General features: G+C 72.6%; 23 protein-coding genes, 1 tRNA gene and 1 pseudogene. 11 read left to right on the top strand and 14 right to left on the bottom strand.

Annotated features, from left to right (window positions below):
* Positions 1 to 37: 37 nt before the first annotated feature.
* The 3 genes from ACLJQE_RS29445 to selB all read left to right on the top strand — a co-directional run bounded on the left by ACLJQE_RS29445 (position 38) and on the right by selB (position 3,130).
* Positions 38 to 132, top strand: a tRNA-Sec gene (locus tag ACLJQE_RS29445).
* Positions 132 to 1,415 (top strand): L-seryl-tRNA(Sec) selenium transferase, encoded by a 1,284-nt coding sequence (gene selA, locus ACLJQE_RS29440; protein WP_410642711.1) that lies wholly within the window; start codon positions 132 to 134, stop codon positions 1,413 to 1,415. Before ACLJQE_RS29445 ends, selA begins: the two co-directional genes overlap by 1 nt.
* A complete protein-coding gene (selB, locus tag ACLJQE_RS29435) occupies positions 1,406 to 3,130 on the top strand; it encodes a selenocysteine-specific translation elongation factor (protein WP_410642710.1) in 1,725 nt (574 codons plus the stop codon). The genes selA and selB overlap by 10 nt, the downstream gene beginning before the upstream one ends.
* 20 nt (positions 3,131 to 3,150) lie before the next feature.
* On the opposite strand, the gene ACLJQE_RS29430 is transcribed toward selB, so the two are convergent.
* The 3 genes from ACLJQE_RS29430 to ACLJQE_RS29420 all read right to left on the bottom strand — a co-directional run bounded on the left by ACLJQE_RS29430 (position 3,151) and on the right by ACLJQE_RS29420 (position 5,654).
* Positions 3,151 to 4,029 carry an alpha/beta fold hydrolase gene (locus ACLJQE_RS29430; RefSeq protein ID WP_410642709.1) on the bottom strand — a complete coding sequence of 293 codons (879 nt, stop codon included), beginning with the start codon at positions 4,027 to 4,029 and terminating at the stop codon, positions 3,151 to 3,153.
* An 89-nt stretch (positions 4,030 to 4,118) separates the two neighbouring features.
* Positions 4,119 to 4,301 carry a CsbD family protein gene (locus ACLJQE_RS29425; protein WP_308670772.1) on the bottom strand — a complete coding sequence of 61 codons (183 nt, stop codon included), beginning with the start codon at positions 4,299 to 4,301 and terminating at the stop codon, positions 4,119 to 4,121.
* Between the two features lie 87 nt (positions 4,302 to 4,388).
* A complete protein-coding gene (locus ACLJQE_RS29420) occupies positions 4,389 to 5,654 on the bottom strand; it encodes a cation:proton antiporter (protein WP_410642833.1) in 1,266 nt (421 codons plus the stop codon).
* A 55-nt stretch (positions 5,655 to 5,709) separates the two neighbouring features.
* Between ACLJQE_RS29420 and ACLJQE_RS29415 the strand changes: the two genes are divergently transcribed.
* Complete coding sequence (locus ACLJQE_RS29415) at positions 5,710 to 6,180, top strand: hypothetical protein (RefSeq protein ID WP_410642708.1); 471 nt, start codon at positions 5,710 to 5,712, stop codon at positions 6,178 to 6,180.
* A gap of 39 nt (positions 6,181 to 6,219) precedes the next feature.
* A complete protein-coding gene (locus ACLJQE_RS29410) occupies positions 6,220 to 7,533 on the top strand; it encodes a cytochrome P450 (protein WP_410642707.1) in 1,314 nt (437 codons plus the stop codon).
* On the opposite strand, the gene ACLJQE_RS29405 is transcribed toward ACLJQE_RS29410, so the two are convergent.
* The 4 genes from ACLJQE_RS29405 to ACLJQE_RS29390 all read right to left on the bottom strand — a co-directional run bounded on the left by ACLJQE_RS29405 (position 7,517) and on the right by ACLJQE_RS29390 (position 11,051).
* A complete protein-coding gene (locus ACLJQE_RS29405) occupies positions 7,517 to 8,830 on the bottom strand; it encodes a DJ-1/PfpI family protein (protein ID WP_410642706.1) in 1,314 nt (437 codons plus the stop codon). The two genes, ACLJQE_RS29410 and ACLJQE_RS29405, sit on opposite strands and share 17 nt — an antisense overlap.
* A 2-nt stretch (positions 8,831 to 8,832) precedes the next feature.
* Positions 8,833 to 9,222: a hypothetical protein gene (locus ACLJQE_RS29400; protein ID WP_410642705.1), complete on the bottom strand. Its 390-nt coding sequence runs from the start codon at positions 9,220 to 9,222 to the stop codon at positions 8,833 to 8,835.
* A gap of 78 nt (positions 9,223 to 9,300) precedes the next feature.
* On the bottom strand, positions 9,301 to 9,960 hold the full coding sequence (locus tag ACLJQE_RS29395; protein WP_410642704.1) for a response regulator: 660 nt from the start codon (positions 9,958 to 9,960) through the stop codon (positions 9,301 to 9,303).
* On the bottom strand, positions 9,957 to 11,051 hold the full coding sequence (locus ACLJQE_RS29390) for a sensor histidine kinase (RefSeq protein ID WP_410642703.1): 1,095 nt from the start codon (positions 11,049 to 11,051) through the stop codon (positions 9,957 to 9,959). The genes ACLJQE_RS29395 and ACLJQE_RS29390 overlap by 4 nt, the downstream gene beginning before the upstream one ends.
* Positions 11,052 to 11,171: 120 nt before the next feature.
* Between ACLJQE_RS29390 and ACLJQE_RS29385 the strand changes: the two genes are divergently transcribed.
* From ACLJQE_RS29385 to ACLJQE_RS29375, 3 genes are all read left to right on the top strand, one after another.
* Entirely contained in the window at positions 11,172 to 13,757 is a 2,586-nt protein-coding gene (locus tag ACLJQE_RS29385) for a glycosyltransferase (RefSeq protein ID WP_410642701.1), read from the top strand.
* The gene (locus tag ACLJQE_RS29380; protein ID WP_410642700.1) at positions 13,757 to 15,187 is read left to right on the top strand and encodes a radical SAM protein; all 1,431 of its coding nucleotides are present in this window, start codon (positions 13,757 to 13,759) and stop codon (positions 15,185 to 15,187) included. The genes ACLJQE_RS29385 and ACLJQE_RS29380 overlap by 1 nt, the downstream gene beginning before the upstream one ends.
* 92 nt (positions 15,188 to 15,279) lie before the next feature.
* Positions 15,280 to 16,068: a GH25 family lysozyme gene (locus ACLJQE_RS29375; RefSeq protein WP_410642699.1), complete on the top strand. Its 789-nt coding sequence runs from the start codon at positions 15,280 to 15,282 to the stop codon at positions 16,066 to 16,068.
* Here ACLJQE_RS29375 and ACLJQE_RS29370 read toward each other — a convergent pair.
* Entirely contained in the window at positions 16,065 to 16,304 is a 240-nt protein-coding gene (locus ACLJQE_RS29370; RefSeq protein WP_410642698.1) for a hypothetical protein, read from the bottom strand. The genes ACLJQE_RS29375 and ACLJQE_RS29370 overlap by 4 nt on opposite strands.
* A 118-nt stretch (positions 16,305 to 16,422) precedes the next feature.
* Here ACLJQE_RS29370 and ACLJQE_RS29365 point away from each other — a divergent pair, with 118 nt between their 5' ends.
* Both ACLJQE_RS29365 and ACLJQE_RS29360 read left to right on the top strand, forming a co-directional pair.
* Positions 16,423 to 17,670, top strand: a complete 1,248-nt coding sequence (locus tag ACLJQE_RS29365; protein WP_410642697.1) for a GDSL-type esterase/lipase family protein — start codon at positions 16,423 to 16,425, stop codon at positions 17,668 to 17,670.
* 56 nt (positions 17,671 to 17,726) lie between these two features.
* Positions 17,727 to 18,125 (top strand): hypothetical protein, encoded by a 399-nt coding sequence (locus tag ACLJQE_RS29360; RefSeq protein ID WP_410642831.1) that lies wholly within the window; start codon positions 17,727 to 17,729, stop codon positions 18,123 to 18,125.
* 27 nt (positions 18,126 to 18,152) lie between these two features.
* On the opposite strand, the gene ACLJQE_RS29355 is transcribed toward ACLJQE_RS29360, so the two are convergent.
* Entirely contained in the window at positions 18,153 to 18,581 is a 429-nt protein-coding gene (locus ACLJQE_RS29355) for an ATP-binding protein (protein WP_410642696.1), read from the bottom strand.
* 96 nt (positions 18,582 to 18,677) lie between these two features.
* Complete coding sequence (locus ACLJQE_RS29350; protein ID WP_410642695.1) at positions 18,678 to 19,436, bottom strand: GAF and ANTAR domain-containing protein; 759 nt, start codon at positions 19,434 to 19,436, stop codon at positions 18,678 to 18,680.
* Between the two features lie 178 nt (positions 19,437 to 19,614).
* On the opposite strand from ACLJQE_RS29350, the gene ACLJQE_RS29345 reads away from it, so the two are divergent.
* Positions 19,615 to 20,364 (top strand): DUF899 domain-containing protein, encoded by a 750-nt coding sequence (locus ACLJQE_RS29345; protein WP_410642694.1) that lies wholly within the window; start codon positions 19,615 to 19,617, stop codon positions 20,362 to 20,364.
* A 145-nt stretch (positions 20,365 to 20,509) separates the two neighbouring features.
* On the opposite strand, the pseudogene ACLJQE_RS29340 reads toward ACLJQE_RS29345, so the two are convergent.
* The 4 genes and pseudogenes from ACLJQE_RS29340 to ACLJQE_RS29325 all read right to left on the bottom strand — a co-directional run.
* Positions 20,510 to 21,136, bottom strand: a pseudogene (locus ACLJQE_RS29340) (SDR family oxidoreductase); the annotation flags it as partial.
* Between the two features lie 301 nt (positions 21,137 to 21,437).
* Positions 21,438 to 23,027: an ATP-binding cassette domain-containing protein gene (locus ACLJQE_RS29335; protein WP_410642693.1), complete on the bottom strand. Its 1,590-nt coding sequence runs from the start codon at positions 23,025 to 23,027 to the stop codon at positions 21,438 to 21,440.
* Positions 23,028 to 23,253: 226 nt separating this feature from the next.
* Positions 23,254 to 24,741: an alpha-N-arabinofuranosidase gene (locus ACLJQE_RS29330; protein ID WP_410642692.1), complete on the bottom strand. Its 1,488-nt coding sequence runs from the start codon at positions 24,739 to 24,741 to the stop codon at positions 23,254 to 23,256.
* A 28-nt stretch (positions 24,742 to 24,769) separates the two neighbouring features.
* Positions 24,770 to 26,407 carry a GH39 family glycosyl hydrolase gene (locus tag ACLJQE_RS29325; protein ID WP_410642691.1) on the bottom strand — a complete coding sequence of 546 codons (1,638 nt, stop codon included), beginning with the start codon at positions 26,405 to 26,407 and terminating at the stop codon, positions 24,770 to 24,772.
* Positions 26,408 to 26,425: the final 18 nt, after the last annotated feature.

Genomic DNA, 26,425 nt, shown 5'->3' with positions numbered 1-26,425 from the left:
CCGCCGCGACCTTGGCAGGATGGCCACCATGGTGCAGGGAGGCGTATCCGGCCTGGTGACCGGCGCGGTCTTCAAAACCGGCGAACGGCAGGTACTGCCGCTGGCGGGTTCGATTCCCGTCCGCCTCCGCCATGCCTGACCCCCGCCGCGCGATCCCGCGGACCGACGCGGTCCTGGCCGAGCCCCGGATCGCCAAGGCCGCCGGGACGCTCGGACGTGACCTGGTGAAATCGGTGGTCAACGAGGTCCAGCGGGCCGCCAGGGCCGGCGAGATCGCGCCCGGAGACGTCGCCGAGACCGTGCTCGCGCGGCTCCCGGCGGGCGCGTCCTCGCTGCGGCCGGTGATCAATGCGACCGGCGTCGTCGTGCACACCAACCTCGGCCGGGCGCCACTTTCGGCCGCCGCGCTCGAGGCCCTCGCCGCGGCCGGCGGCGCCACCGACGTCGAATACGACCTCGCGACCGGCGACCGGGCCCGCCGCGGCCGCGGCGCCGTCTCCGCCCTGCACGCCGCCGTGCCGGACGCCGGCGCGGTGCACGTGGTCAACAACAACGCCGCCGCCCTGCTGCTCTGCGCGCTCACGCTGGCCCCGGGCCGCGAGATCGTCGTCAGCCGGGGCGAACTGGTGGAGATCGGCGACGGCTTCCGCATCCCGGACCTGCTCGAATCGGCGGGCGCACGGTTGCGCGAGGTCGGAACCACGAACCGGACGTCGGCCCGGGACTACGCCGCCGCGATCGGCCCGGACACCGGGTTCGTGCTCAAGGTCCACCCGTCGAACTACCGCGTCACCGGGTTCACCGCGGAAGCGGCGCTCGGTGAGCTGGCCGGCCTCGGCGTGCCGTTGGTCGCCGACATCGGCTCCGGCCTGCTCGCCCCGCACCCCCTGCTGCCGGCCGAGCCGGACGCGGCGAGCGCGCTGCGGGCGGGCGCCACGATCGTCACCGCCAGCGGCGACAAACTGCTCGGCGGCCCGCAGGCCGGCCTGCTGCTCGGCGCCGCGGACGTCGTCGAACGGCTGCGACGGCACCCGGCCGCGCGGGCCCTGCGCGTCGACAAGCTCACCCTCGCCGCCCTCGAAGCGACGTTGCGCGGGCCGGAACCCCCGGTGCGCGCCGCACTCGGAGCGTCCGTCGCGAGCCTGCGGGAACGGGCGGAAGCGCTGGTCGAGGCCCTGGGAACCCGGGACGCCCACGTGGTCGCGTCGGTGGCGGCCGTCGGCGGCGGAGGCGCGCCCGGCGTCGAACTCCCCAGCGTCGCGGTGAGCCTGCCCGCCCGGTACGCGGCCGCGTTGCGCACGGGCGAGCCCGCGGTGGCCTGCCGGGTCGTCCGGGACCGCTGCCTGCTCGACCTGCGGACCGTGCGGCCGGAAGAAGACGCGAAGCTGCGGGAAGCCGTCCGCCGATGCGGGTGATCGTCACCGCCGGGCACGTCGACCACGGGAAGTCCACGCTCGTGCGGCGCCTGACCGGGATGGAGCCCGACCGGTGGGCCGAGGAGCGTCGCCGCGGCCTCACCATCGACCTCGGCTTCGCGTGGACCCGGATCGGCGACGACGACGTCGCGTTCGTGGACGTGCCGGGCCACGAACGGTTCGTGCCGAACATGCTCGCGGGCGCCGGGCCGGCTCCGGCCGTGCTGTTCGTCGTCGCCGCGGACGAGGGCTGGATGCCGCAGTCGGCCGAGCACCTCGCCGCACTGGACGCGTTCGGCGTCCGGCGCGGCCTGCTGGTCGTCACCAAGGCCGACCGCGCCGACCCGGCCGCCGCGACGGCCCTCGCACGGGACGAGATCGCGAAAACATCCTTGGGTGCGGTCCCGAGCGTCGTCGTCAGCGGCACCACGGGCGCGGGCCTCGACCGGCTGCGCTCGGCGATCGGCGAACTGACCGCCGAGCTGGCGGTACCCGATCCGGCCGCCGACGTCCGGCTGTGGATCGACCGCGCCTTCACGGTTTCCGGGGCCGGCACGGTCGTCACCGGCACCCTCTCCGCCGGCACGATCGCCGCGGGCGACGAGCTGCTGCTGGGGCCGGCGCGGGTGAAGGTCCGCGCCCTGCAGGCGCTCGGCGAACCCCGCGACCGCGTCGCCGCCGTGGCCAGGGTCGCGGTGAACCTGCGCGGCACCGCACGCGGCGACGTCGGCCGCGGCGACGTCCTGCTCACCCCCGGCCGGTGGCGCACCACGGCCGAGTTCGACGTCCGGCTGCGCGGCGCGGCCGCCGCGGACCTGCACCGCGAACTGGTGCTGCACCTGGGCACGGCGGCTGTGCCGGTGCGGGTCCGTCCACTCGGGACCGACACCGCGCGGCTCACCACGGCGGCGGCGCTGCCGCTGCGCACCGGAGACCGCGGCCTGGTGCGCGATCCCGGCGAGCACCGGATCGCCGCCGGCTTCGACGTCCTCGACGTCGACCCGCCCGCGCTGACCCGCCGCGGCGCGGCGCGGGCCCGCGGCCGCGAGCTGACCGAACCCGACCTCGCTCGGAGTTACTTGCGCCGCAACGGGTTCGTGCGCGCGGCGGACTTCGCCGCGATGGGCCTGCCGGAGCCGGGGGAGCGGCTGGGCGAGTGGTGTGCGGACCCGGACCGGCTCGTGGCGCTGCGCGCGCAGGCGGCCGGGATCGTGGGCGGGTGGGACAGCACGGCCGCGGGCGTGCCGGTGGAGGCGTTGCGGCAGCGGCTCGGGCTGCCCGCTCCGGAGCTGGTCGTCCCCGTGCTGCGGGGCACCGGGTTCGCGGCGGCGGGCGGGCTGGTCCGCCGTCCCGGCGCCGGGCTCGCCCCCGCCGTCGAGAAGGCCGTGGAAACGGCGGCACACCGGCTCGCCGAGCACCCGTTCCGCGCACCGGAGGCCGACGACCTGCGAGCGCTGGGCCTCGGCCGGCGCGAACTGGCGGCCGCGGTCCGCCTCGGCCGGCTGACGGCGGTCGCGGAAGGCGTCGTGCTCGGCCCGGACGCGGAAGAACGGGCGGTGGCCGAGCTGCGGCGGTTGCGGCAGCCGTTCACGGTGTCGGAGGCACGCAAGGCCCTCGCCAGCACGCGCCGGGTGATGATCCCGCTGCTGGAGCGCCTGGACGCGGCGGGGCGGACCGAACCCCTCGGCGACGGCACCCGCCGCACGACGGGCTAGCTCCGCACGTCTGGCGTCCGCTACCGCCGAAGCCCGCCGAAGAACTCACCCAGCGCGGCGGCGAGTGCCTCGGGGTTCTCCTCGGCCACGTGGTGCCCGGACTTGATCGCGTGCCCGCGCAGATCGGTCGTCCACGGACGCCAGACGGCCAGGACGTCGCCGTAGAGGTCTTCCAGGTCGTCGTCGCTGGACCAGAGCACCAGCGTGGGGCAGGTGATCCGCCGTCCGGTGGCGCGGTCGGCGTTGTCGTGGGCGCGGTCGACGCCCAGGCCCGCGCGGTAGTCCTCGAGCATCGCGGTCACCGTGGCCGGGTCGTGGATCGCGCGGTGGAAGTCGGCGAAGTTCTCCTCGCCGAGCCGTTCGGGGGTGTTCTTCGTGGCGACGTTGTACCAGGCGTCGGGGTCGGCGGTGATCACCCGTTCCGGTTTTTCGGGCTGGGCGAAGAAGAACCAGTGGTACCACTCCCGCGCGAACCGCGCGTCGCAGCGGGCGAGGGCCTCGCCGATCGGGACGGCGTCGAGGATCGCCGCACCCCGGACCGCCGACGGGTGGTCGAGCGCCAGGCGCGTGGCCACGTACGCGCCGCGGTCGTGGCCCGCCACGAAGAACTCCTCGTGCCCGAGGTGGCGCATCAACGCGACGCAGTCCGCCGCCATGACGCGTTTGCTGTAGGGCGTGTGGTCTTCGTCGGTCGGCGGCTTGGTGGACTCGCCGTAGCCGCGGGTGTCCGCGCACACCACGGTGAACCGCTCCGCGAGCCGCGGGGCGACGCGGTGCCACGTCGTGTGCGTGCGCGGGTGCCCGTGCACCAGCAGGACCGGCGGCCCCGAGCCGCCGTGGCGCACCCGCAGGGTGACCTCACCGACGTCGATGCGGTCCAGTGTGAAGCCGTCGAACACGCGCTGCCCCCAGACAGGACGCCGCTGCCGCACCCCGGCGTCCGGGGTGCGGCAGCGGCTGGGTCATCGTTGTGACCTTGAAAACCAGGTCACTTCTTGTCCGTGACGCCCTTCACGGCGTCCTTGATCTTCTCGCCGGCCTGCTTCAGCGAGCCCTTGGCCTGGTCGGACTTGCCCTCGGCCTGCCACTGCTCGTTGCCGGTGGCGTCGCCGACGGCTTCCTTGGCCCGGCCCTTGAGCTCTTCGCCCTTGTTTTCCAGCTTGTCGTTCATCGGAGTGCACCTTCCGTCGCGGCGACATTTCCGGATCGGCCAGTCGCCAAAAGGGCCTTGACAAACAGGTACCCACTCATCGCGGGGCTACACATCGGCCGGCAGGTGCCCGCCCATCCGCTCGATCCGCTGGATCGCCGGCTCCGCGAGGATGCCGTGCACGATCACCGACACGGCGATGGCGAGGGCGCCGACGCGCCACAGCACGTCCTGCTGCGGCACCGGAAGCCGGTTGAGCGTGTAGGCCAGGTAATAGAGCGTGCCGATGCCCCGCACACCGAAGAAGGCGATCGCCGCGGTGGCGGGCCGTCCCGGCGACGACGCGCCGAGCAGGGAAAGCCAGCCCACCAGCGGCCGGACCACCAGCACGGCCACGACGGCGAGCACCACTTCGAGGGGCTGCAGCCCGCGCAGCAGGCCGTCGCCGATCGCCAGGCCCAGTCCCAGCAGGGCGAGCGGGACGAACAGCCGTTCCAGCTGGTGGCCGAAGGCGTGCAGGACGCCGTGGTACTCGTGCTCGCGTTCCTGCGTGCGCACCGCGACGGCCGCGACGAACACGGCGACGAACCCGTTGCCGTGGGCTGCTTCCGCGAGCGCGTAGGGCACGAAGGCGAGGGCGAGCAGGACCAGCCCGTCGGCGTATTCGGCCAGCCGCAGCCGGTCCGACGGCGTCCGGAAGATCGCCCAGCCGAGCACCCGGCCGGTGAGCAGGCCGGTCACGACGCCGATGACCAGTGGCAGCAGCAGGTCCACCAGCACCCAGGAGAGCTCCAGGCGGGGCTGCCCGCTCGCCAGTGCTAAACCGAGCAGGACGAACGGCATGGTGAGACCGTCGTTGAGCCCGGCCTCCGTCGTCAGCGTGAAGCGGATTTCGTTGTTCCTGGCCAGTTCCGGCTCGACGTCGGGGTGCGGGACGCCGATGTCGCCCGCCAGCACCGGGTCGGTCGGGGCCAGCGCCGCGGCCAGCAGCAGCGCCACGCCGGGGGCGAGCGCGAGCCACCAGTACCCGAGCAAGGCGATCGCGAGGATCGACACCGGCATGGTGATGGCGAGCAGCCGCCACGTCGAGCCCCACCGGCGCAGCCCGAACGGGCGGTCGACGGACAGCCCCGCCCCGGCGAGCGCCACCAGAATGCCCAGCTGGGCGAAGGATTCCACGCCGTGCAGGTGGGCGGCCGGATCGCTCCAGCCGTTGCCGTAGGGGGCCGGCAGCGGCAGCATGCCGAGCACGATGCCGGCGACCAGCATCACCAGCGGCACCGAGAACGGCCGGTCGGCGACCAGCTTCGGCACGATCGCCGCGGCGAGCGCGAGCACGCCCGCCACCCCGAACAACACCGTCAACGACGACAAAGTCTCCTCCTGCCCGCTCGTACCCGCACACCGCGGCCAGGAGACCCGGTCGAGCGTGAGCCCGGGTTCCACCGGGCGCACCGCGATCGGCCGGGCACCCGGGGGCCGGGTAGCGTGGCAGGAAGAGGCGCGCCGCGGCCCGGATTCCCGGCGTGCGGGCGGCGAAACCGAGGAGGCCGCGGTGACGGCGACGAACGGGGCAGGCGGGCCGTGCCGGTTCTGCGGCAGGCAGCGCGACCCCCGGGTGCCCGGCCGGAACGGGCCGATCTGCGTGGACTGCGTCCGCGCCGGCCTGCGGGTGGTGCGCGACGGCGCGGACCGGGAGAGCGGCGCGGGCGACGTGCTGGCGGCGGTGACGTCGCCGCTGGCCGCGGTGTGCGACTTCTGCGGCCGCCGCGAGCGCCGGACGTTCCTCGGGCTCCGGCGCCCGCTGCTGCGCGTGGACTGCGCCGCGCGGGACGCGGTGATCTGCGTGGACTGCCTGGACCACGCCGGTGATGTGCTGAACGTCGCCCTGCGCGGCTGACGGCGTTTCCCGCCCGGCGCCCGCGGGTAGCCGGGCGCCATGACGTCCACTCGGGAACAGCGCACGCGACCGGAGACCGCCTCGGTCGCCGAAACCCTGCGCGTCGCGGTCGAGGTCGCCCTGCCCACGCTGGCCGGCGGCGTCATCAAGCGCCGTCCCGCGGCGATGGCGATGGTCGGGAAGCTGCAGTTCGACCGTCCCGCCGTGCGCTTGCTGCGCCGGCTGCGCGACCGCCACCACGGCCACCCGCTGAAGCTGCGGGTGCCCGGCCGGTCGGTGGAACTGGCGTTGTCCGGCGCGGACGTGCAGCGGCTGCTGGCCGGCGCGCCAACACCGTTCAGCCCGTCCACAATGGAGAAACGCGCCGCGCTGGGCCACTTCCAGCCGCACGGCGTGTTGATCTCGGACGCGGCCGATCGCCCGGCCCGCCGCCGGTTCACCGAGGCCGTGCTCGAACCCGGCCGCCCGCTGCACGAGCTCGCGACGCCGTTCGCCGCCGCCATCGCCGAAGAGGCGGCCGTCCTGCTGGGCGAAGCCACCGGCGAGCTCGACTGGGACACCTTCGACGTCGCCTGGTGGCGGCTGGTCCGGCGCGTCGTGCTCGGTTCGGGTGCGCGTGACGACACCACGCTCACCGACCAGCTCGAACGCCTGCGGCTCGACGCGAACTGGGCGTACCTGCACCCGCAACGCAAGCAACTGCGCGCGCAGTTCCGCGAGCGGCTCACCGCGCACCTCGGCCGCGCCGAGCCCGGCAGCCTCGCCGCGGTGATCGCCGAAACCGGCGAGGACACCGCACCCGACCAGGTGGCGCACTGGCTGTTCGCCTTCGACGCGGCGGGCATGGCGACGTACCGGACGCTGGCGTTGCTGGCGAGCCACCCGGCGGCCCTGGACCGCGCCCGCACGGATCTCGAAGGCATCGACCTCGCCGAGCCGCACCAGCTGGGCTACCTGCGCGCGTGCCTGCTGGAGGCGGTCCGGCTGTGGCCGACCACGCCGATGATCCTGCGGGAGACCACCGAGGAGACGTCCTGGGGCCCGGCGGGAACGACGGTGCTGATCTTCACGCCCTTCTTCCACCGCGACCCGGACCTGTCCTACGCCGACCGGTTCGAGCCGGATCTCTGGCTCGACGGCCGGGCCGCGGAGAACCCGGCCCTGGTCCCGTTCAGCGCGGGCCCGGCCGTCTGCCCGGGCCGCGACCTGGTCCAGTTCTGCGCGAGCACGATGCTGGCGAACCTGCTGCGCGAGCACGGGTACGAGCAGGCGTCGGGACCGGTGCTGTCCCCGGAGCGCCCGCTGCCGGCCACCCTCGACAACTTCCACCTGAAGCTCAAGCCGGTCGCTTGAGCCGCGTCCGCCGGAGCCGGGTGACGGCGGTGACGGCCGCCGCGCCGAGCAGGACCAGCGCGACCGGCAGCGCCGTCGGCAGCCAGGGCCACGCGTGGCCTTCGAAGACGACCCCGTCGGTGGGCAGTTCCAGCACCTTCGCCGTCCAGCGTGCGGTGGCGACGTCGGTGCGGCGGGAAAGCCCGCTCACCGCCGTGTCGTAGGGGAAGCCCGGCCGGTCGTGGACGTACTCGGGTGCCGGTCCGCCGGGTGGCGGCGTGACCCCGCGCGTCGCGCCCGGCACGAGCAGCCGGTCGAGGCCGGGCGCGGCGGTGAGGTCCGCCCGGGGCAGGAACGTCAGCCCGTGCCGGGACCGGATCGGGCCACCGCCGGTGCTCACGGCAAGGGTGCGCGAGGACAGCGACTGGCCCTCGGTGTCGAACACCGAGGCCAGTTCGACCTCGCCGACGCCGTTCGCGAGCAGGACGCCGATGGTGTCGGGGTTCCAGCGGAACCCGGCGTTGACGATCGCCGCCGCGTCCGGCATCCCGGCCGGCGGGGTCACCGGCACCGCGGTGCCGTAGTGCCGCCAGCCGATGGCCGCCGCGGCGTCCGCGGCCACCGCGCGCCCGGCCAGCCGCTCGACCCAGTGCAGCGTGCCGTCGATGCCGGAGAGGATCCCGGCGGTGGTGACGACGGTGCCGTCGTCGACGAACCGCTCGCCGCGCACCCACCGCACCGCCGGGTACTCGGCGGCCCAGTCGTCGACCTTCAGCCAGTGCGCGGTGGCCGGCCGCCCGTCGAGCAACCCCGCGGAGGCGAGCACCGCACCGCCGTTGCAGACGCTCAGCAGCTTCGAGCCGTGCGCGGCCTGGGCCCGCAGCCAGGCGTTGACCGGCTCGGTCGTCGCCTCGCCGACATCGGGGAACGCCGGAACGACGACGAGGTCCGGCGCCTTCGGTCCCAACCGGGCGGCGAGGCCGGCGAAGTCGAGGTCGGGCACCAGGTCGAGCCCGCCGGTCAGCGGTTTCGGCTCGCGGTGCGGTGCGACCGTGTAGACGTTGAACCGGCCGGTCGCGGCCAGGACCTCGTAGGGGGCGAGTGCGTCGGAGACGACGGCACCGCGGTCGCCGACGACGACCACCGCGGTCGGCTTGGCCGGGTCGTGGGCCACCGGCGCCGCGGCGGGCACGGGCCGCGGCGGGCCGGCGGCGTAGAGGGCGTCGAACGCGCCGGTCGCGGCGACGGTCGCGCCCACGGCGGGGACCACCAGCACGGCGGCCACCGCGGCGAGGAGGAGGGCGAGGCGCTTCAGCACGGTCAGTGCCAGTACTCGGCGCGGCGCCACACCATGGCGGCGAGCATCAGCGGGAACATGATCACGTGGCCGGCGGCCATCAGCGCGCCGCCGGAGATGGCCCCCAGCCAGTACGGCACGAGCAACGCCACGAACGGCAGGTACATCACCGCGGCCATCTCGGCGATCCGCGGCCACGAGTGGCGGCGCAACGCCATGGCGAGCACCATCGCGACGGTCATGTTCGTGGCCATCACGAGCGCGCCGACGTCCGGGCGTGCCAGCCAGGTGGACGGCCACAGCGGGGCGAGCGCCACCATGCCGATGAGCATGGCGACGACCATTTCGACGTAGTGGCCGGTGAACCGGGCGAGCTTGCGGGCGGTGGTCCGGGTGGTTTCGGTGGTGGTCATGGTTCCCTCCAGGTCGGTACCCGGACGAGGATCGCCGCTTCCGGCTGTGCTGCCACGTGCCGGAAGTCATGACCGGGGTCACGGCCGGAGCAGGCCGAGGTCCCTCGCGCGCAGGGCGGCCTGGGTGCGGTCGCGTGCCCCGAGCTTGCCCAGCACGTTCGTGACGTGGTTCTTGACCGTGCCTTCGGCCAGGAACAGCGCCGCGGCGATCTCGCGGTTGCTGCGGCCGTCGGCGAGCAGCCGCAGCACCTCGAGTTCGCGCTCCGACAGCGGCACCACCAGTGGCTGGGGCCGCGGCGGCGGCGCGTCGGGCAGCTGCGCGAACCGCGCGAGGACCTTCGCCGCCACCGAAGGCTGCAGCACGGATTCCCCGCGGGCCGCGGCCAGCACCGCCTCCACCAGGCGCGCCGAGGAGACGTCCTTCAGCAGGTAGCCGACGGCGCCCGCACGCAGGGCGGCGAAGACGTCCTCGTCGTCGTCGAACGTGGTCAGCGCGATGACCCGGACGTCCGGGTGCTCCGCCCGCAGCCGCCGGGTCGCGGCCACGCCGTCGAGGACCGGCATGCGCAGGTCCATCAGGACGACGTCCGGTGTCCGCGAAGCCGCCTCGCGCAGGGCGTCGTCGCCGTTCCCGGCCTCGCCGACGACGTCGATGCCGTCGTGGGTGGCGAGCAGGGTGGCGAGGGCTTCGCGGAACAGCGCCTGGTCGTCGACGAGCAGGACACGAACCGGCGTCATCCGGGGATCTCCATGGTCAGGGCGCTGCCGCGGCCGGGGGTCGAGGTGAAGGCGAGCTCGCCGCCGAGGTGTTCGGCCCGTTCCCGGAGCCCGATCAGGCCGAAGCCGGGCGACGTACCGCCGTCCCTGCCGCGGCCGTCGTCGCGGACCTCGACCCGGACCGCCGTGGCGGCGTAGCCGAGCACCACGTCCACGGTGTCGGCGCCGGCGTGCTTGCGGACGTTCGTCAGGCCTTCTTGCGCGGCCCGGAAGAGCGCCTCGCGCTGCTCGTCCGGCAGCGGGCGTTCGGGACCGGCCACCGTGAGCCGGGCCGTGACCCCGGTCGCCGACGTCTCTTCGGTGAGGGCCTTCAGCGCCTCCGGCAGCGGCGGCACCACCCGCGGTACACGCAGCGTCCGCACCGAACGGCGCACCTCGGCCAGCGCGGTTTCGGCCTGCTCCTGGGCTTTCGCCAGCACCGCGTCGGCCTTGCCGGGATCGGTCGGCAGCACCGCCCGCGCGGCCTTCACCTGCATCTGGACGACGGTGAGCGAATGCCCGAGCCCGTCGTGGATGTCGCGGGCGACCCGGTTGCGCTCCTGCGCCGTCGCCAGCCGCTCCGCCTGGGCGGCGTGGTCACGGAGTTTCGCGTGCGCTTCGGCGAGTTCGCGGCGCGAGCGCTGTTCGCGCAGCAGCAGTTCGGTGATGATCGCGGCGAACAGCACCGAGATGAGCGTGCCGATCCCTTCGCGCAGGCCCTCGCCCAGCGACATCCCGAGGTGCACGAGCGGGACCACGGCGATGACGAGGGCGATCGCGGGCGGCGGCAGGCGCAGCAGCACGCACTGGCTGACCAGCACGACGAGGAACAGCGTCGTCCCGACCCCGGCGTCGATCGTGAAGAGCACGAAGGCCAGCGGCAGCTGGACGGCGACGTAGGCCGCGCTCCACGCGAGCCGCTCGCGGCCGCGCACCCAGCCGAAGCCGGCCGTGGCGAGACCGGCGAAGACCGCGCCGAGCACGAGGGCGAGCCGGGGTTCCCCGGACCCGAGGACCCCGAGCACGATCGAGAGGAGGGCGCCGCAGGTCAGCGCCCCGAGGGCCCGGTTCATGCGGTCACTGTGGAGGCTGCGGCGCCCCGCGGTCAACCACGAAAGCGTTCACACGGCCGTTCGACACCCGGGCGCTTACGCTGGAACCGACGGCACCGCCGATTCGGGGGTTTGACATCGATGTCAGTGCTCTGGGGCGTTTCCTTCGACGCCACGCCGCTGTCCGGGGTCGTGGTCGAGTTCCTCAAAACCGCGCACCGCTTCGCCGCGCGCGGGCACCGCGTCCACCTGGACCTCGGGTACGACATCAAGGCCGACAAGGGCGCGTTCTTCCGGCCCTACCGCGACGAGGGCCGGCTCCTGCCGGAGTGGGTCACGCTCGACCGCGTCGAAGGGGTCGAGCAGATCCGGGGCTACGACGAGGAGTTCGTCGACCGGGTGCTCACCCGGGTCGTCCAGGACGGCGACGAGACGCTGCGGCCCGAGAGCGACCGGATCGCCGGCGAACTGGCGGACCGGATCGTCGCCACCTGGGAACGCCTCGGCGTGACCGTGGTGATGGTGGAGAACGGGACCCTGCCGGAAAACCTCGCCTACACCGAGGCGCTGTACTCCGCGATCGGCCGCTACGGCGCCCGCCACCGGCTCGGCCGGTTCGTGTTCTGGCGCGACCACGACCTGATGTGGCAGAGCGAGCCCGGGATCGCCAAGTACGGCACCTTCCCGTACCCGGGTGTCCCCGCGCCGCGGAACTCGCCGCACATCCACTACTTCGCCCTGCACGAGCAGGCGAAGGCGCGGACGCTGGAGTGGGTGCCGGAGCTGGCCGCCCTCGACGTCCTGCCCAACTCCTTCACCATCGCCCCCGCGCGGATCGACGACCGCAACGCGGCCTTCCGGCGTGACCACGGAATTCCCGAAAACGTCCCGCTGCTGGCCCGGATCACCCGGATCATCCCGCAGAAGCGCATCGACCGGGACCTCCACCTGCTGGCCCTGCTGCCGGACGCGTGGCTGTTCGTCGCCGGCGACGTCGGCGAGACGCCTGCCGAGCACGCCCGGCTCGTCGAGCTGGCCACGGACCTCGGCGTGCGGGACCGCGTCGTGTTCGGCGGCTGGCTGACCCCGTACGACACGGCCGTCCCCGGCCGCTACTCCGTGCGCGACCTCCTCGCGCACGCGTCGATCGTGTCGTTCCTGACCTCCTACGACTACGAGAGCTACGGCAACCCGGTCAGCGAGGCGATCGCGTCCGGGACGCCGTACATCACCAGCGGGTACGAGCTGTACGACGTCGTCTACGGCAGCCAGGGCTTCCGGGCCCCGGTGCTGGACATCCGGGCCCGCGACCTGCCGGACGCGGCCTTCGCGCGCGAAGTCGCCGAGCTGATCACCGACGAAGGGAAACGGGCGGAAGTGGTGCGGGTGAACTCCGAACTCGGGCAGGCGCGGTTCGGCGCGCGGGTCGTCGACGACCTGGTCGACCGGCTGTACCCGCCGCCGATGGGGGCGGCGACGCGGCTGAGCGTGGTGCTGCCGGTGTACAACGAAGCCGCGAACCTCCCGGAGGTGCTGCGGACACTGCACGACCAGCGCGACGGCGACGCGCCGCTGGACAAGAGCCGGTACGAGGTCGTGCTCGTCGACAACAACTCGACGGACGACACCGTGGCCGTCGCCCGCGCCTTCGCGGCCGCGCACCCGGAGCTGGCCCTGCACGTCATCCACGAACCCGAGCAGGGTGTTTCGTGCGCGCGGCGGGCGGGGATGGACTTCGCCGCGGCCCGCAGCCGGAATCGGCCCGACAGCGATCCGGGGGAGCGGTTCTACCTCGTCTCCGCCGACGCGGACTGCCGGGTCGACCCCGGCTGGCTGAGCGAACTGTTCGCCGCGATGGAGTCGAGCAAGGCCGCCATCGGCGTCTGCGACTACTACTACAACGCCGAGCACTTCACCGGGCGGCCGCGGTTGTGGGACGCGATCCAGCGGACGCTGCGGTGCCGCGCCGTCACCTTCGCGCTCTTCGGCGGCTTCCCCGACGGCAAGGGCTTCGCCGTCGAGCGCGACGCCTACGAGCGCGCCGGTGGCATCGAGATCTTCTACCAGCTGCAGGACGGGAAGTTCGTCAACCACCTCTCCGACGACTGGGACTTCGGCATCAAGGTCGCCAGCGGCGGCGACGCGATCACCTACGCGCCGCGCTCGCGCGTCGAGATCAACCCGCGGCGCGTCGACCACGCCATCGACGAGGTCATCGCCGGCCGGGCCTACGGCGCGGGAGGCATCATCGTCATGCGCGACATCCGGCCGTCGGCGCCGCCGGTGTCCGCCGACCTCACCGAGGCCGAGGCGCGGCAGGCGTGGGAGTTCTCGATCAAGGACTTCACGCCGAAGAACACCATCCTGCCGGTGCTCCTGACCCCCGCGCTGCTGGAGGACGACGCCGTCATCGCGTTCTTCGGGTCCGAGCTCGCCGCGCGGCTGGCCCGGCGGATCGGCGAGATCCGGCACGAAATGCGCGTCGTCGACTTCACGCCGATCCACGCCTACAAGACGCCGTCGTACCGGCTGTACTTCGAGTTCGCCGACGAGCTCTTCGCGTGCCTGCGGCGGCACGTCGGCGAGGACATCGGCCACCCGCCGCCGCTGCCGCCGTGCCTGGCGGAGGTGCCGGCCGAGCGGTTCGCGGAATTCGTCCGCTACTACTGCGAAGACCGTGAGTCGGGCGAAGCCCACGACTACTTCGGCAACGGAGGGGTGTTCTGATGACACTGGGCTATGAAGCGGCGATCGGCTCGTTGCACACGATCGATCCCGCGTGGCCGCGTCCCGCCGTGCTCGACGTCCTCGAAGCACCCGAGAACCGGCACCTGCTCGACTTCGTGCAGGAGGACCCGTTCGGGGCGCACGTGTTCCCGGGCAACGTCCCCGGCTCGCCGTCGGAGTTCCTGCGCGACCTGGACGCGCAGCTGGCTTCGGCCGGGCCGATCCACCTGTGGTCCTACATCCCGACGTGCGCCTACCGCTGCCGGTTCTGCCAGTACCCGGTGGTGCTGGTCAAGGGCAAGATCGAGAAGGCGGCGGACTGGGTCGACCTCAACATCCGCGAGGCGCGGCTGTGGCTCGACGCCGTGCCCCACCTGGCCGGCGCCGAGGTGGGGGAGTTCAACGTCTTCGGCGGGACGCCGTCGCTGCTGCCGGAGCCGGAGATCCGCCGGCTCCTGGACTTCTACCGGTCGAACTTCGGTTTCACCGCCGAGACGACGATCCGCTTCGAGGGCGACCCGAGCACGTTCACCCCGGCCAAGCTCGAGCTGCTGCGGGAACTGGGCTGCACCAAGCTGTCCAGTGGCGTCCAGTCGTTCGACGACCACGTGCTGGCGCTCTGCGGGCGCGAGCACACCGCGCAGATGTGCGTCGACTTCGTCTCGGGCGCCACCGCGGCGGGCTTCGAGTGGGTCAGCATCGACCTCATGTACGGCCTGCTCGACCAGACGCTCGACAGCGTCCGCCGGGACCTGGACGTCGTGCTGGAGAACGAAGTCACCGCCGTGGTGTGCACCAAGCTGCACCTGGCGTCCTACAGCGACACCCGCACCGGCGTCACCGGCGAGAAGCCCGCGGCGTGGCAGCTGCCGTCCTACCGGGACAAGCTCGTGCGCGACGGGCACCGCTGGCCGACGCTCGGCGAGCAGTACCAGATGCGGGAGCTGCTCACCGAAGGCCTGCGCGCGGCCGGGTACACCGAACACCCGACGATGTACTTCGCGCGCGACGGCCTCGGGCCGGAGAAGTGGAAGTCCATCATGGTCGACCAGGACAAGCAGGAGGCCGAGGTCGCGATCGGGCTGGGCGGCAGCTCGAGCTGCCGCGCGTCCGAGGCGATCACCGACGTGAACTCCCGCCGCTACACCGAAACCGTGACCGCCGGCCGGATCCCGCTGGGGTCGGCGACGCGGTTCACCCCGGAAGCGCAGGAAGCGCGTGCGGTGAAGATGGCGCTGACGACGTTGCAGCCGTTGCGGGATTCCCTGCACCGGGAACGCTTTCCCGGCCGCTCGCTGTTCGCGGACCCGTGGCTCGGCAAGTTCCGCGCACTGGCCGACCGGGGGCTGGTCCGGCTGGGCCCGGACGTCGTCGAGCTGACCGCGGCCGGCGAGGTGCTCGTCGAGGCGATCATCACCACCGAACTCTGAAGATCACTGCATCGGGTGACACCCGCCTCGCGGGGAACGCGCCGGGCGGGCAGCATGGGTTCCGATCTGCTCCTCCCGAGATCGGAGCCCGGATGAACCGAACCCTGGCGGGCGCGGCCACGTTGGCGGTGTTCGCGGCCGTGGTGGTCGCGACGCCTGCCCGGGCCGACTATTCCCAGGCGGACACGAACTACGCGGGCACCCAGATCGCGCGCCACGAAGGCGTCCAGGGAACTCCTCGCGCCGACGTGGCGGGGCAGACGCTCGGGCACGACGTCAGCGGGCACCAGGGCCCGGTCGACTGGGCCGCCGCGGCCGGCGCCGGGGCGAAGTTCGCCTACGTCAAGGCGACCGAGGGCACCGGGTTCGTCAACCCGCAGTTCCGGCAGCAGTACGACGGCGCGCACGCGGCGGGCATCATCCGCGGCGCCTACCACTTCGCCCGCCCGGACGTCTCGGGCGGCGCCGAGCAGGCGGAGTACTTCATCGCCCGCGGCGGCGGCTGGCGCCCGGACGGCACCACGCTGCCCGGCGCGCTGGACGTCGAGTACAACCCGTACGGCGAAGTCTGCTACGGCAAGAACCCGGCCGACCTCACCGCGTGGATCGCGGACTTCACCCGCACGTACCTGGCGAAGGTCAAGCGCAGCGCGCTGATCTACACGAGCACGACGTGGTGGAAGCGCTGCACCGGCAACACCGCCCGCTTCGGGAACACGGACCCGCTGTGGCTGGCGCGGTACGGGCCCGAGGTCGGCGAGCTGCCGGCGGGGTGGGCGAAGCAGAGCATCTGGCAGTTCGCCCGCGGCGGCGGCCTGCCGGGGGACCAGAACTACTACAACGGCCCGATGGGCCGGGTGCAGGCGCTGGCGAAGGGTTAGAGCCGCCGGCGCAGGTCCGGCCACGGCGGCCGGTGCACCACGGCGAGACCGGTGAGAGTCGCGCTGACCAGCGCGACGCAGATTCCCAGCAGCGCGACGCGCGTGGCGTCGATCGCCGGTTCCCACCTGGCCCGGCCCTCGCGGACGGTGAACACCCCGACCGGCCGGTGGACCGGGATCACCGTGGTTCCGTCCGGGGTGTCGTACGGATCGCCGAAGGTGCGGGGTGCGGTCATGAGGCCATCGAACCGAAAACCGCCGCCGCTGACAAGATCGGACAAAACCTTGTCGGCTGCGTGACCGGCTGCCTACGATCGAAGTCTTCGTTCGTCCTCTGTGGACTCGGGAGGCGCCGTGCGCAGGATCGCCCTTCTCGCTGCGGTTTCCGTGGCCGCGGCCGTCGTCGTCTCCGCTCCGGGCGCCGCCGGGGCCGGCCGGGCGTGGTTCACGTCGTGGGCGCAGTCGCAGGACGGCCGGGCCGACGCCGCGGTCGGCGGCCGGTCACTGCGGATGATCACCCACCTCAGCCAGGGCGGCGACGCCGTGCGCGTCCGGTTCCAGAACACCTTCGGCACCGGGCCGCTGACCATCGGGCACGCCACCGCCGGGCCGAGCGCAGGCGGCGCGGCCGTCTCCTCGGTGCGTGAACTGACCTTCGGCGGACGGCGCGCCGTCACGATTCCCGCAGGTGGGGAGGTCTGGAGCGACGAGGCCAGGCTCGTCACGCGCCCGGACTCCGACCTCGCGGTGAGCATGTCGGTCGAAGGCACCGCCGTACCCGGCCGCCACGGCGCGGCGTTGCGGGACAACTACCTCACCCCGGCGGGCTCCGGCGATCACACCACCGACGTCACGGGTGGCGCGTTCACGGCCACGGTCGGGTCGACGTACGTCGTCAGCGCCGTCGACGTGCACAACACGGCGTTGCGGGGGGTGGTCGTCCCGTTCGGCAGCTCGGTCGTCGACGGCATCGGCAGCACCAACTGCGGACCGGGCTGCACCCGGCTCGGCGCGAACCGGCGGTGGACCGACGACCTCGCGCGGCGGATCGTCGCCTCGTCCGCACAGCTCGCCGTCGCCAACGCCGGCGTCTCGGGCACGACGAGCGCCCGGTCGTGCCCGGCGATGCCGCCGTCGGTCGCGGGCCTGGACGCGGCGAGCCGGCTGGACCGGGACGTCTTGGCGCTGCACGGCGTCACGGCCGTCATCTACTACTACGGAACCAACGACCTGGCGTACGGCTGCGACGCGGCGACGATCCTCGACAGCTACCGCGCGGTGTTCGCGCCGTTGCGGGCGGCCGGGATCTCCGTGTACGTCACGCCGAGCACGCCGCGGCCGGGGTACGGCGATCAGGCGAACCTGGCCCGGCACGAGATCGCGCTGTTCGTCCAGCGCTGGAACACCTGCGGCGGCACGTGCTCGGGTGTGGTGGACTTCGACACGGTGCTGAAGGACCCGCTGAAGCCGAACAGCATCCGGCCGGAGTACGACAACGGCGACGGCATCCACGCGAACGCCGCCGGCCAGCAGGCCCTGTCCGACTTCGTCTCGGTGCCGATGCTCACCCGTTCCGGGCCCGGTGATCACACGATGGGGTGACCTCGCGAGTCGGAGCGCCCGGACTGTGCGTGCCGGTCAGCAGAGTACGTCCGGTGATGAACGAGTCGATGGACGACGCCGGGTGCTGCCTGCTGTCGGTGGCCTGGAACGTCGCCCCGCTGGCCGAAGGAAGCCCGGGCTCCCGCCGCGGCGACCTGCGCCGCACGGTGGTGGCGGCGTGCCGCACCGCGGGTCACGGCGCCCGCGACTGGGCCGCGCGCCACGGGACGGGCACGGAAGCGCAGTACCGGCCGTTCCTGCAGCTCGCCGACGTCGCGTACGAGATCGCGACGCTCCTGCTGCTGGTGGAGGACTTCCTGGTGCCGGACCTGGAGCGGGAACACCGCCGCTGGGCGGAGATCGAGGAGCTGACGACCCGGCTGACCGAACTCGCCGGCTGGACGGCGGCCTTTCTGTCGTCGGAGGCACCGTTGCGCCTGTCCGGTCGCGCCTGACCGTGCGGTGTTCGCCGGCCGGCCCGCTCAGCGCGGGTGATCGGGGGCGGCGGGGCGGGTGAGGTCGAGCTCGGCCCACACGGTCTTCCCGGTGGGACGTTGCCACTGTCCCCACGTCACGCTCATGGCGGCGACCAGTTTGAGCCCGTGGCCTCCGTCGGACGAGGGTGGCCGTGGGCAGGCGGGATCGATGCACGTGTCGTCGACTTCCACCGAGAGCCGGCCGCGTTTGCGCAGCAGGCGGACCTGACGGGGCGGCTTCCCGTGCCGGAGGGCGTTCGACGTCAGCTCGTTGACCACCATGAGTGCGTCGACCCGCTGGTCTTCGGGCAGGTCCTGCAGCAGCCGGTCGGCCCAGGCTCGCACGGTGGCCAGCTCGGCGAGGTCGTCGGCGACCTCGAGGGCGATCACGCGCAGCGAGTCGTCGAGGTGCGTCGCCTGTTGTTCGGTCGGCATCGGGGCGGGACCCCTTCCTGGTCCGCGGCTCCAGGGCTGTTCGAGGAGCCGGTGTCGGGGGTGGTTACCCGGTTGCCGAGGCGGTGAACCCGATGGTCAGCGGGCGGGCAAGTCGATCTCGCTCTGGCGGTCCGCGAGCGTCCGGGCCAGGTCGGCGAGCTTGACGTTGAGGTCCTGGGACGTCCGCCGCAGGATGCCGAAGGCCGCGTCCGCGGAGATGCCGCGCCGCGCCATGATGATGCCCTTGGCCTGGCCGATCACGTCGCGGCTGTCGATGGCCTTGCGCAGGTGCGCGGCCTGGAGTCCCGCCCGCGTCACGGCGTCGGTGGCGGCCAGGGCGAGCGAGGCGTGGGTGGCCAGCAGCAGCAGGACGTCGCGGTCGGCCGCGTCCAGCCCGTGCCGGGCCCGCGAGTACACGTTGAGGGCCCCGCTGGACTCGCCGGTGGGCGGCCCGCTGATGAGGGCGGTGGAGAGAACGGAACCCATCCCGAGCCGCGTGGCGGCCGGCGCCCACCTGGGCCAGCGCGGTTCGGCCGTGAGGTCCGGCGCGATCGCCACGGCCGGGCCGCCGGGGTCGGCCGCTTCGACGCAGGGACCTTCCCGGAACCGGTACTGCAGCCGGTCGAGTTCGATGGCGACCTCGTCGGTCTCGGCGGGGGTGTGGAAGTGGCCATCGGCGTCGAGCAGGGTGAAGCTGGCCAGGTCGGCGGCGGGAACCATCACCGTCGTGGCCTCGAGGACGCGGCGCAGCACCTCTTCGACGGTGGGGGCGGTCAGCAGGTCGCGCGTCAGCCGCGCGAACCGCTCGGCCTCGAAGTCGGCGACGAGCTCCGCTTTGTCCTGGTCACTGCTCATGCCGCGCTCCCTGAGTTGCGGTGGAAGACGGCTGCCTGCTCAACCATCGCGACGACCAAGGTAGCCCGCCGGACCGTGCGGCCGCCACGGGTCCGTCACCGCCGCGGAGATTCCTTTCGCCCGCCGGAGGAGTCCAAGAGAAGCCCGGACCCACCCCGGAAGCCGAGAGGAAGACGCCATGGACGTGCCACCGGTTGTGCCTGCCCAGGAATGGGAGGCTGCCCGTCGGAAGCTGCTGGTGAAGGAGAAGGAGCAGACCCGCGCCCGCGATGCGCTGGCCGCGGAACGCCGCCGGATGCCGTGGACGGCCGTGGAGAAGGACTACCGGTTCGACGGTCCGGACGGGCCCGTGCGCCTGCTCGATCTGTTCGAGGGCCGCCGCCAGTTGATCGTTTACCGGTTCTTCTTCGAGCCGGGTGTGCACGGCTGGCCGGAGCGTGGCTGTGCCGGTTGTTCGATGATGGCCGACCAAGTCGCCCACCTCGCGCACCTGAACGCTCGTGGCACGACGTACGCGCGGGTGTCGCGCGCGCCGCAGCCGGACATCCGGCGGTTGAAGACGCAGATGGGCTGGGACAGCCCCTGGTACACCCTCACCGACGGCTTCGACGCCGATTTCGGCGTGGACGAGTGGCACGGAACCAACGCGTTCGTGCGGGACGGCGAGCGGGTGTTCCGCACGTACTTCGTCAACCACCGCGGTGACGAGGCACTGGGCAGCACGTGGAGCTACCTCGACCTGACCGCGTTCGGGCGCCAGGAGGACTGGGAGGACTCGCCGGACGGCTATCCCCGGACCAGGGCGTACGAGTGGTGGCGACAGCACGACGAGTACGAAACGGGCACCGACCCCTGGGACGGCCGCCTCGCCGAGAAGGTGGCCGCCACCAAGGCACACGCCCGCACGTCGGCGGGCGAGGCGACCTGACCACCGGCCGGGGCGCGGTGACGCCTGCAGTCAAGGTGTCACCGCGCCCCGGCCGCACCTCAGGCGGAACCTCGATGCTCTGGCTGATGCCTCCGTCGACCGTGAGGCGCTCGCCCGTCGTGTAGGTGGCGTCGAAGCCGAGGAACAGCACCGCGTCCGCCACCTCGTCGACCGAGCCGTGGCGCTTCATCGGGGTGATCGAGTCGCCGGTCTCCATGAAGGCCGCGCGCTCTTCGTCGCTCAGGCCGGCGATGCCCATGGTCGGCGTCTCGATGAAGCCGGGGCAGACGACGTTGACGCGGATCTTGCGCGGGATCAGCGCTCCGGCGATGCCACGGGCGAGGGCCATCACCGCCGCCTTGGCGCCCGAGTACGTGACCAGCGCCGAAGTGCCGCCGACGTCCGCGACGGACGAGGTGAACACTACACCGCCGCCCTCGTTGATGATCGGCGCGAGCTTCTGCACGGTGAAGAACGCGCCCTTGGTGTTGATGTCGAACGCAAGGTCGTACGACTCCTCGGTGACCAGCTCGAACGGTTCGAGGGCGGCGAGGCCCGCGTTGTAGTGCACGAAGTCGACGGTGCCGAACTCGTCCGCGACGGTGGCCGCGAGCTGCTCGATCTGCGCGAGGCTGCGGACGTCGGAGCGGACCACGTGAGCGGCCTCGGACGCGAGCTCCCGCATGGCGGTCTCGACGTTCTTCTCGTTGTTGCCCGTCAGCAGCACCTCGGCGCCGCCCTTGAGCAGCTTCCTGACGACCGCGAGGCCCATGCCGTGCGTACCGCCGATGACCACGGCCTTATTACCGGCGTAACTTTCCACAACTACTCCCTCATGAATGTGGACGAGGCCGCTTTGTTCGTGTTCGGAAAAATGTTCGAGAGTATTTCCGTCAGCCGGTGCGTAACCTCGCCGGATCGGCGGCACCGGGCGTCTTCGTGCTGATTCGACCGTAGTTCGAGGTCAATTTCCCGGCAAGTACGCACAAAAAAGTATGCGTGCCCGGCGGGGCCGCCGCTGACCACCGAAACGGCGAAAGGCCTCCCCGGGCGACCGGGGAGGCCTTCGCGCGTCAGAGGTCCAGCCGTGGCCAGGCTGCGAGGTCGCGCCGCATCCGGCGGTCGTGCGTCGCGACGACCACCGCGGCCGGGGTGCTGAGCAGGGCCTCGGTCAGCTCCTCGACCAGGGTCGCCGACAGGTGGTTCGTCGGCTCGTCGAAGACGATCAGGTCGGGCCGGACGGCCAGGCACCGGGCCAGGTCGAGCCGTCGCTGCTGACCCTGGGACAGGCGCCCCACCGGAGTCCGGAGCGTCTCGGCGTCGAGCAGCCCCGTCGCCGAAAGCGGGACGGCGTCACGCTCGTGGGCGACGTGTTCCTCGTAGACCTGCCAGGCGGTGTGGTTCGCGGGCCAGGCCGGGACTTCCTGGGCGACCAACGCGATCCGCACGCCGGGAGCCCGCCGGACCGAGCCGCTCGTCGGGGTGAGGCTGTCCGCGAGAACCGACAACAGCGTCGACTTGCCCGCGCCGTTGCCGCCGGTCACGAGCAGCCGGTCGCCGCGGGCGAGGGTCAGGGTGACCGGGCCGGGGAGCCGGCCGTCGACGCGGACGTCGTCGGCGTGGAGCAACGACGTCCGGGGCCGGCCGCCGAGATCGGGCCAGCGCAACGACAGCGGCGGCTCGGGCACGGTGACGCGGTGCGCCTCCAACGCCGCCCGTTCCCGGTTGAGGGCCTGGACGACGCCGGGGGCGCGGGACTGCCGCTGGTGCCGTGCGGTGCCCTTGTCCGGTCGCCAGCCCGTGCTGAGCCGGTCGCGGGCTCGCCCCACCGCCGCGGTGAGCTGCCGGTGGGTTTCCTGCTGCTCCTCGAAGTCCTGCTCCCACCGTTCGCGGTCGCGGCGGCGATCGTCCTGCCAGGCGTCGTAACCGCCGGCGTAGCGGCGCGGGCGGCCGTCCTGGCTGGGATCGAGGTCGAGGAACTCGGACGCGACGTCGCTCAGCAGCGCCCGGTCGTGGCTGACCAGCGCGACACCGCCGTCGTGGCCGCGCAGGCGCTCGGTGAGGAACGTCAGGCCGTCGGCGTCGAGGTGGTTGCCGGGCTCGTCGAGCAGCAGGAAGTCGTACCGCGCGCCGAGCAGGCAGGCCAGGCGCACCCGGTAGCGCTGGCCCACCGAGAGCGTGCTCAGCTCGCGGGTCCGGTCGGGACACGCGGAGAGCGCTTCGAGCGCGACGTCGACGCGGCGCTCGGCGTCCCACGCGTCGAGGCGCGTGGACGCGTCCAGCGCGACGGCGTAACGGTCTTCGGCGCCTTCGGCCGCCAGTGCGAGATCTTCGGCCGCCGCGTCGAGGGCGCGCAAGGCGGCGTGGACGTCCCGCAACGCCTCCACGGTCACCGTGCCGACGGTCTCGCCGGACCGGAACGGCAGCGCCTGCCGGGCGAGGCCGACGGTGCCCGCCCGGTGGACGGTGCCGTGGTCGGGGGCGCGGAGACCGGCGAGGACGTGCAGCAGTGTCGTCTTGCCGCGGCCGTTCTCGCCGACGATCGCCAACCGGGTCCGGGTGGACACCGTGACGCTCACGTCGTGCAGGATCCGGCGGGCGCCGAGCGTGACGCCGATACCGTCCGCGCGCAGGTGGGCGTGTTCGGTCAGAAGGGAATTCAAGGGATGCTCCGCAGCTCTGGTGGGAGCGGGGCAGCACGGAAGCGGCCGCCCGGCGATGGCCGGAACGGCGGGCAGGGAAAGGTCTTCGGTGCGCCGCCGTCAGCGGCGGGTCCACAACCTCATGAAAGCCGGGCAGGAGTACATGATCACCAGGTTTACCGCGCGGACGAGCGCGGCCAACCGAATTCCGGGTCCGGCGGCTGCCACCGCCGACGCGGCGGACCACTCAGGTGATCCGGACCAGGTTCCACGACAACGGCGGTAGCGCGATCGTCAGCGCACCGCCGTCGACGGCGGTCGATTCGCCCGTGCGGGGGAGGACCCGAGCTGGGTCCGCTTCGGTGTTCGCGGCCCGGGGATCGCCGCCGCCGACGTAGGTGTGGGTGGCACGGGACAGTCCCGGGATGGCGCGCACCTCCACCGTCAGCTGCAGGGCCGCGTGCTGGTCGCGGTTGATCGCGAAGACCACGATTCCGTCCTCGTCGCGGATCGCCACGGCGTCCAGGACCGGCACCTCGCCGAACTCCGTGGTCTCATACCGCGGCGACGTGATCATCGGCCGCAACACGAGGCCACGGCCGTAGCGGCTCGTCAGGGCGAACGGGTGGAAGATCGTCTGCCGCCAGGCGGGACCGGCCGGTTCGGTGCGGATCGCGCCGATCGCGTTGACCAGCTGGGCCAGGCAGGCGATGCGCACCCGGTCGGCGTGGCGCAGGAGACTGATCAGCATGCTGCCGACGACGACGGCGTCGACCACGGTGTACTGGTCTTCGAGCATCCGCGGCGCCTGCTCCCAGCCGCGTTCGACGGGGGCGTTCTGCGTGTACCAGACGTTCCACTCGTCGAAGGCGAAGTTCATGCGTTTCCCGTGGCGGCCCTTCGCCCGCACGTAGTCCGCGGTGGCGATGGCCGCGTCGAGGTAGCCGTCCAGTTCGGTCGCGCAGGCCAGGAAGCTCGCACGATCGGCGTTCCGCTCCTGGCTGTAGGAGTGCAGCGAAAGGTAGTCGACCTGCTCGTAGCAGTGCTCGAGCACCGTGGCGTCCCACTCGGGGAACGTCGGCATCCGCGCGTCGGACGAACCGCACGCGACGAGTTCGATGTCCGGGTCCACCAGCCGCATCGCCTGCGCGGTCCGGGCGGCCAGCCGCGCGTACTCCTCGGCCGTCTTGTGTCCCAGCTGCCACGGGCCGTCCAGTTCGTTGCCCAGGCACCACACCTTCACCGCGTGCGGGCCGGCCACCCCGTTCGCGCGCCGCCGGTCCGACCAGTACGTCCCGCCGGGGTGGTTGCAGTACTCGACGAGGTTCGCCGCCGCCTCCGGTCCGCGGGTGCCGAGGTTCACCGCGAGCATCGGCTCCGCGCCGACCCGGCGGCTCCAGGCGCAGAACTCGTCGGTGCCCACCGCGTTGGTTTCCACCGACCGCCACGCCAGGTCGAGCCGGGTGGGCCGGAGCTCCTTCGGGCCGACGCCGTCCTCCCAATGGTACCCGGACACGAAGTTGCCGCCGGGGTACCGCAGGATCGGCACTCCCAGCTCCGTGACGAGTTCCGCCACGTCGCCGCGGAAACCGTGCTCGTCGGCGGTCGGGTGCCCCGGCTCGTGGATTCCGGTGTAGACGCAGCGGCCGAGGTGTTCGACGAACGAGCCGTACAGCCGCGGGTCGGTTTCGCCGACGGCGAAGGCGGGATCGACCACGAGACGGGCTTGGGACATCGATTTCCTTTCGGGGAGGACGACCGGCTCAGGCCGCTTGCCGCACCGACAGCACCGCCCACGGCGGGAGTTCGACGTCGAGCTCGAGCGTCCCGTCGCCGGCCGCGGTGAGGGTGAACCGGCGGAGCGAGCCGGCGACGCCGCGCAGGTGTTCGCTCTGCGCGCGGGAGAGGTTGAGCGGGGAACCGAGCTGGTACCAGGCTTCCGCGACGTTCCCGTGCGTCCAATCCAGGACCTCGGCCAGGAAGGCGGTGCCGGGCTTGAACCCGCTGATCGAGTGCCGGATGCGCCGGGCCGGGCCGCGGTCCGCCAGCGCGCGGGTGGCCGGGTACGAGCCGGCCGAGCCGACGGACTTCATCGCCATCTCGTCCGGGTAGTTGAAGAACAGCGCCGACACGGCCGAGGTCCGGCTGTCCCGGGTCACCACGCCGTCGGCCGTCGCGAGGAGCAGCCGGTCACCGAGCCGCTCGAGCATCCGGAACGCGTGGAACGTCGGCTTGGGGATGCCGTTCTCGTTCACGATGCCGAAGCCGCCGTGGAACGGCCCCAGTCCCGCGCCGCCCTCCTCGAACACGTCGGTGAAGGTCCAGTAGGAGATCGAATCGGCGAGGGTGGCGCACTTCAGGTACGCCCGCGTGATGAACGTCGCCGCGAACAGCGTGTCGTGGACGAAGTCGCGGGCCGACGGCGACGTCGACCACTCGCTGATGTGGATCTCCGCGTCCGGGTACGCGCTGTTCGCCACGAGCTCGCGCAGCCGGGTCAGGTCGTCGAACGTGGCGTCGGCGTACCGGGAGATGTGGACGGCGTCGCCGTCGGCGCCGTAGGCGAAGTCGGTCGGGTACAGGTGCGTCGAGATGAAGTCGACGGGCAGGTCGCGCTTGGCGCACCAGTCGACGAAGTCCTCGATCCACACCGGCCGCCAGTCGAGTGCGTCCACATCGGACGCGGTGGCGGTCGCGTGCATCGCCGCGCGGTCCTCGGTTTCGCCCCGGTAGCGGTCGTCGGGCACGAAGACGCTCGTCGCGGGCCCGCCCACCTTCAGTCCCGGATCGATGGTCCGGATCGCCGTCACGGTGTGCTCGTAGAGCTCGAAGTACTCCGTCTTCGTCCCGGTCCAGAAGTGCGGAACCAGGTTCGGCTCGTTCCACACCTCGAACCGCCACTCGCGCACCTCGGCGAGGCCGTACCGGTCGATCCAGTGCTCGACCGCCCGCGTGACCAGCTCGACCCAGCGCGCCATGTCCTTGGGCGGGCTGCAGTGCGCACCCCACCAGAACACCGTCTCGGGTACCGTCGCCAGCTCGCGCGGCATGAAACCCAGCTCGACGAACGGGCGGGCGCCGGTCTCGAGGATGAAGTCGAACACCTTGTCCACGTAGCTGAAGGTGTACGCCGGCTCGGGCAGGGGCGCGTTCCGGCCGAACCCGCCACCGTAGCTTTCCCGGTACACGAACATGTCGTCGTGGAAGACGCCGTGGAAGCGGAGGTAGCGGAACCCGCAGGCGTCGACGACCTCGCCGAACTGCCGCTGCCAGTCCGCCCGCAGCGCTTCGTTCGCCCGCCCGGCGCCGACGCACTCCGCCCAGACGTGGGGGAGCGCGGTCTCTTCGGGCAGGTGTCCGTCGATCTGGTGGCGGGAGCCGGGCGGGAGATCGTTGGTCATGGCCTCACTTTTCTTTCT

It is taken from the genome of Amycolatopsis sp. lyj-346, assembly GCF_046548975.1.
GTDB lineage: Bacteria > Actinomycetota > Actinomycetes > Mycobacteriales > Pseudonocardiaceae > Amycolatopsis.
The sequence above is the reverse complement of the archived record's forward strand: the minus strand, read 5'-3'. Positions and strand labels throughout refer to the sequence as shown.

Excerpts from the sequence above, each read along its gene's own strand:
- ACLJQE_RS29345 (WP_410642694.1), top strand. The coding sequence starts at position 19,615 with ATGGACGTGCCACCGGTTGTGCCTGCCCAGGAATGGGAGGCTGCCCGT.
- ACLJQE_RS29330 (WP_410642692.1), bottom strand. The coding sequence starts at position 24,741 with ATGTCCCAAGCCCGTCTCGTGGTCGATCCCGCCTTCGCCGTCGGCGAA.
- ACLJQE_RS29370 (WP_410642698.1), bottom strand. The coding sequence starts at position 16,304 with ATGACCGCACCCCGCACCTTCGGCGATCCGTACGACACCCCGGACGGA.
- ACLJQE_RS29375 (WP_410642699.1), top strand. The coding sequence starts at position 15,280 with ATGAACCGAACCCTGGCGGGCGCGGCCACGTTGGCGGTGTTCGCGGCC.
- ACLJQE_RS29395 (WP_410642704.1), bottom strand. The coding sequence starts at position 9,960 with ATGACGCCGGTTCGTGTCCTGCTCGTCGACGACCAGGCGCTGTTCCGC.
- ACLJQE_RS29400 (WP_410642705.1), bottom strand. The coding sequence starts at position 9,222 with ATGACCACCACCGAAACCACCCGGACCACCGCCCGCAAGCTCGCCCGG.
- ACLJQE_RS29380 (WP_410642700.1), top strand. The coding sequence starts at position 13,757 with ATGACACTGGGCTATGAAGCGGCGATCGGCTCGTTGCACACGATCGAT.
- ACLJQE_RS29360 (WP_410642831.1), top strand. The coding sequence starts at position 17,727 with ATGAACGAGTCGATGGACGACGCCGGGTGCTGCCTGCTGTCGGTGGCC.
- ACLJQE_RS29385 (WP_410642701.1), top strand. The coding sequence starts at position 11,172 with ATGTCAGTGCTCTGGGGCGTTTCCTTCGACGCCACGCCGCTGTCCGGG.
- selB (WP_410642710.1), top strand. The coding sequence starts at position 1,406 with ATGCGGGTGATCGTCACCGCCGGGCACGTCGACCACGGGAAGTCCACG.
- ACLJQE_RS29390 (WP_410642703.1), bottom strand. The coding sequence starts at position 11,051 with ATGAACCGGGCCCTCGGGGCGCTGACCTGCGGCGCCCTCCTCTCGATC.
- ACLJQE_RS29355 (WP_410642696.1), bottom strand. The coding sequence starts at position 18,581 with ATGCCGACCGAACAACAGGCGACGCACCTCGACGACTCGCTGCGCGTG.
- ACLJQE_RS29410 (WP_410642707.1), top strand. The coding sequence starts at position 6,220 with ATGACGTCCACTCGGGAACAGCGCACGCGACCGGAGACCGCCTCGGTC.
- ACLJQE_RS29350 (WP_410642695.1), bottom strand. The coding sequence starts at position 19,436 with ATGAGCAGTGACCAGGACAAAGCGGAGCTCGTCGCCGACTTCGAGGCC.
- ACLJQE_RS29325 (WP_410642691.1), bottom strand. The coding sequence starts at position 26,407 with ATGACCAACGATCTCCCGCCCGGCTCCCGCCACCAGATCGACGGACAC.
- ACLJQE_RS29425 (WP_308670772.1), bottom strand. The coding sequence starts at position 4,301 with ATGAACGACAAGCTGGAAAACAAGGGCGAAGAGCTCAAGGGCCGGGCC.
- selA (WP_410642711.1), top strand. The coding sequence starts at position 132 with ATGCCTGACCCCCGCCGCGCGATCCCGCGGACCGACGCGGTCCTGGCC.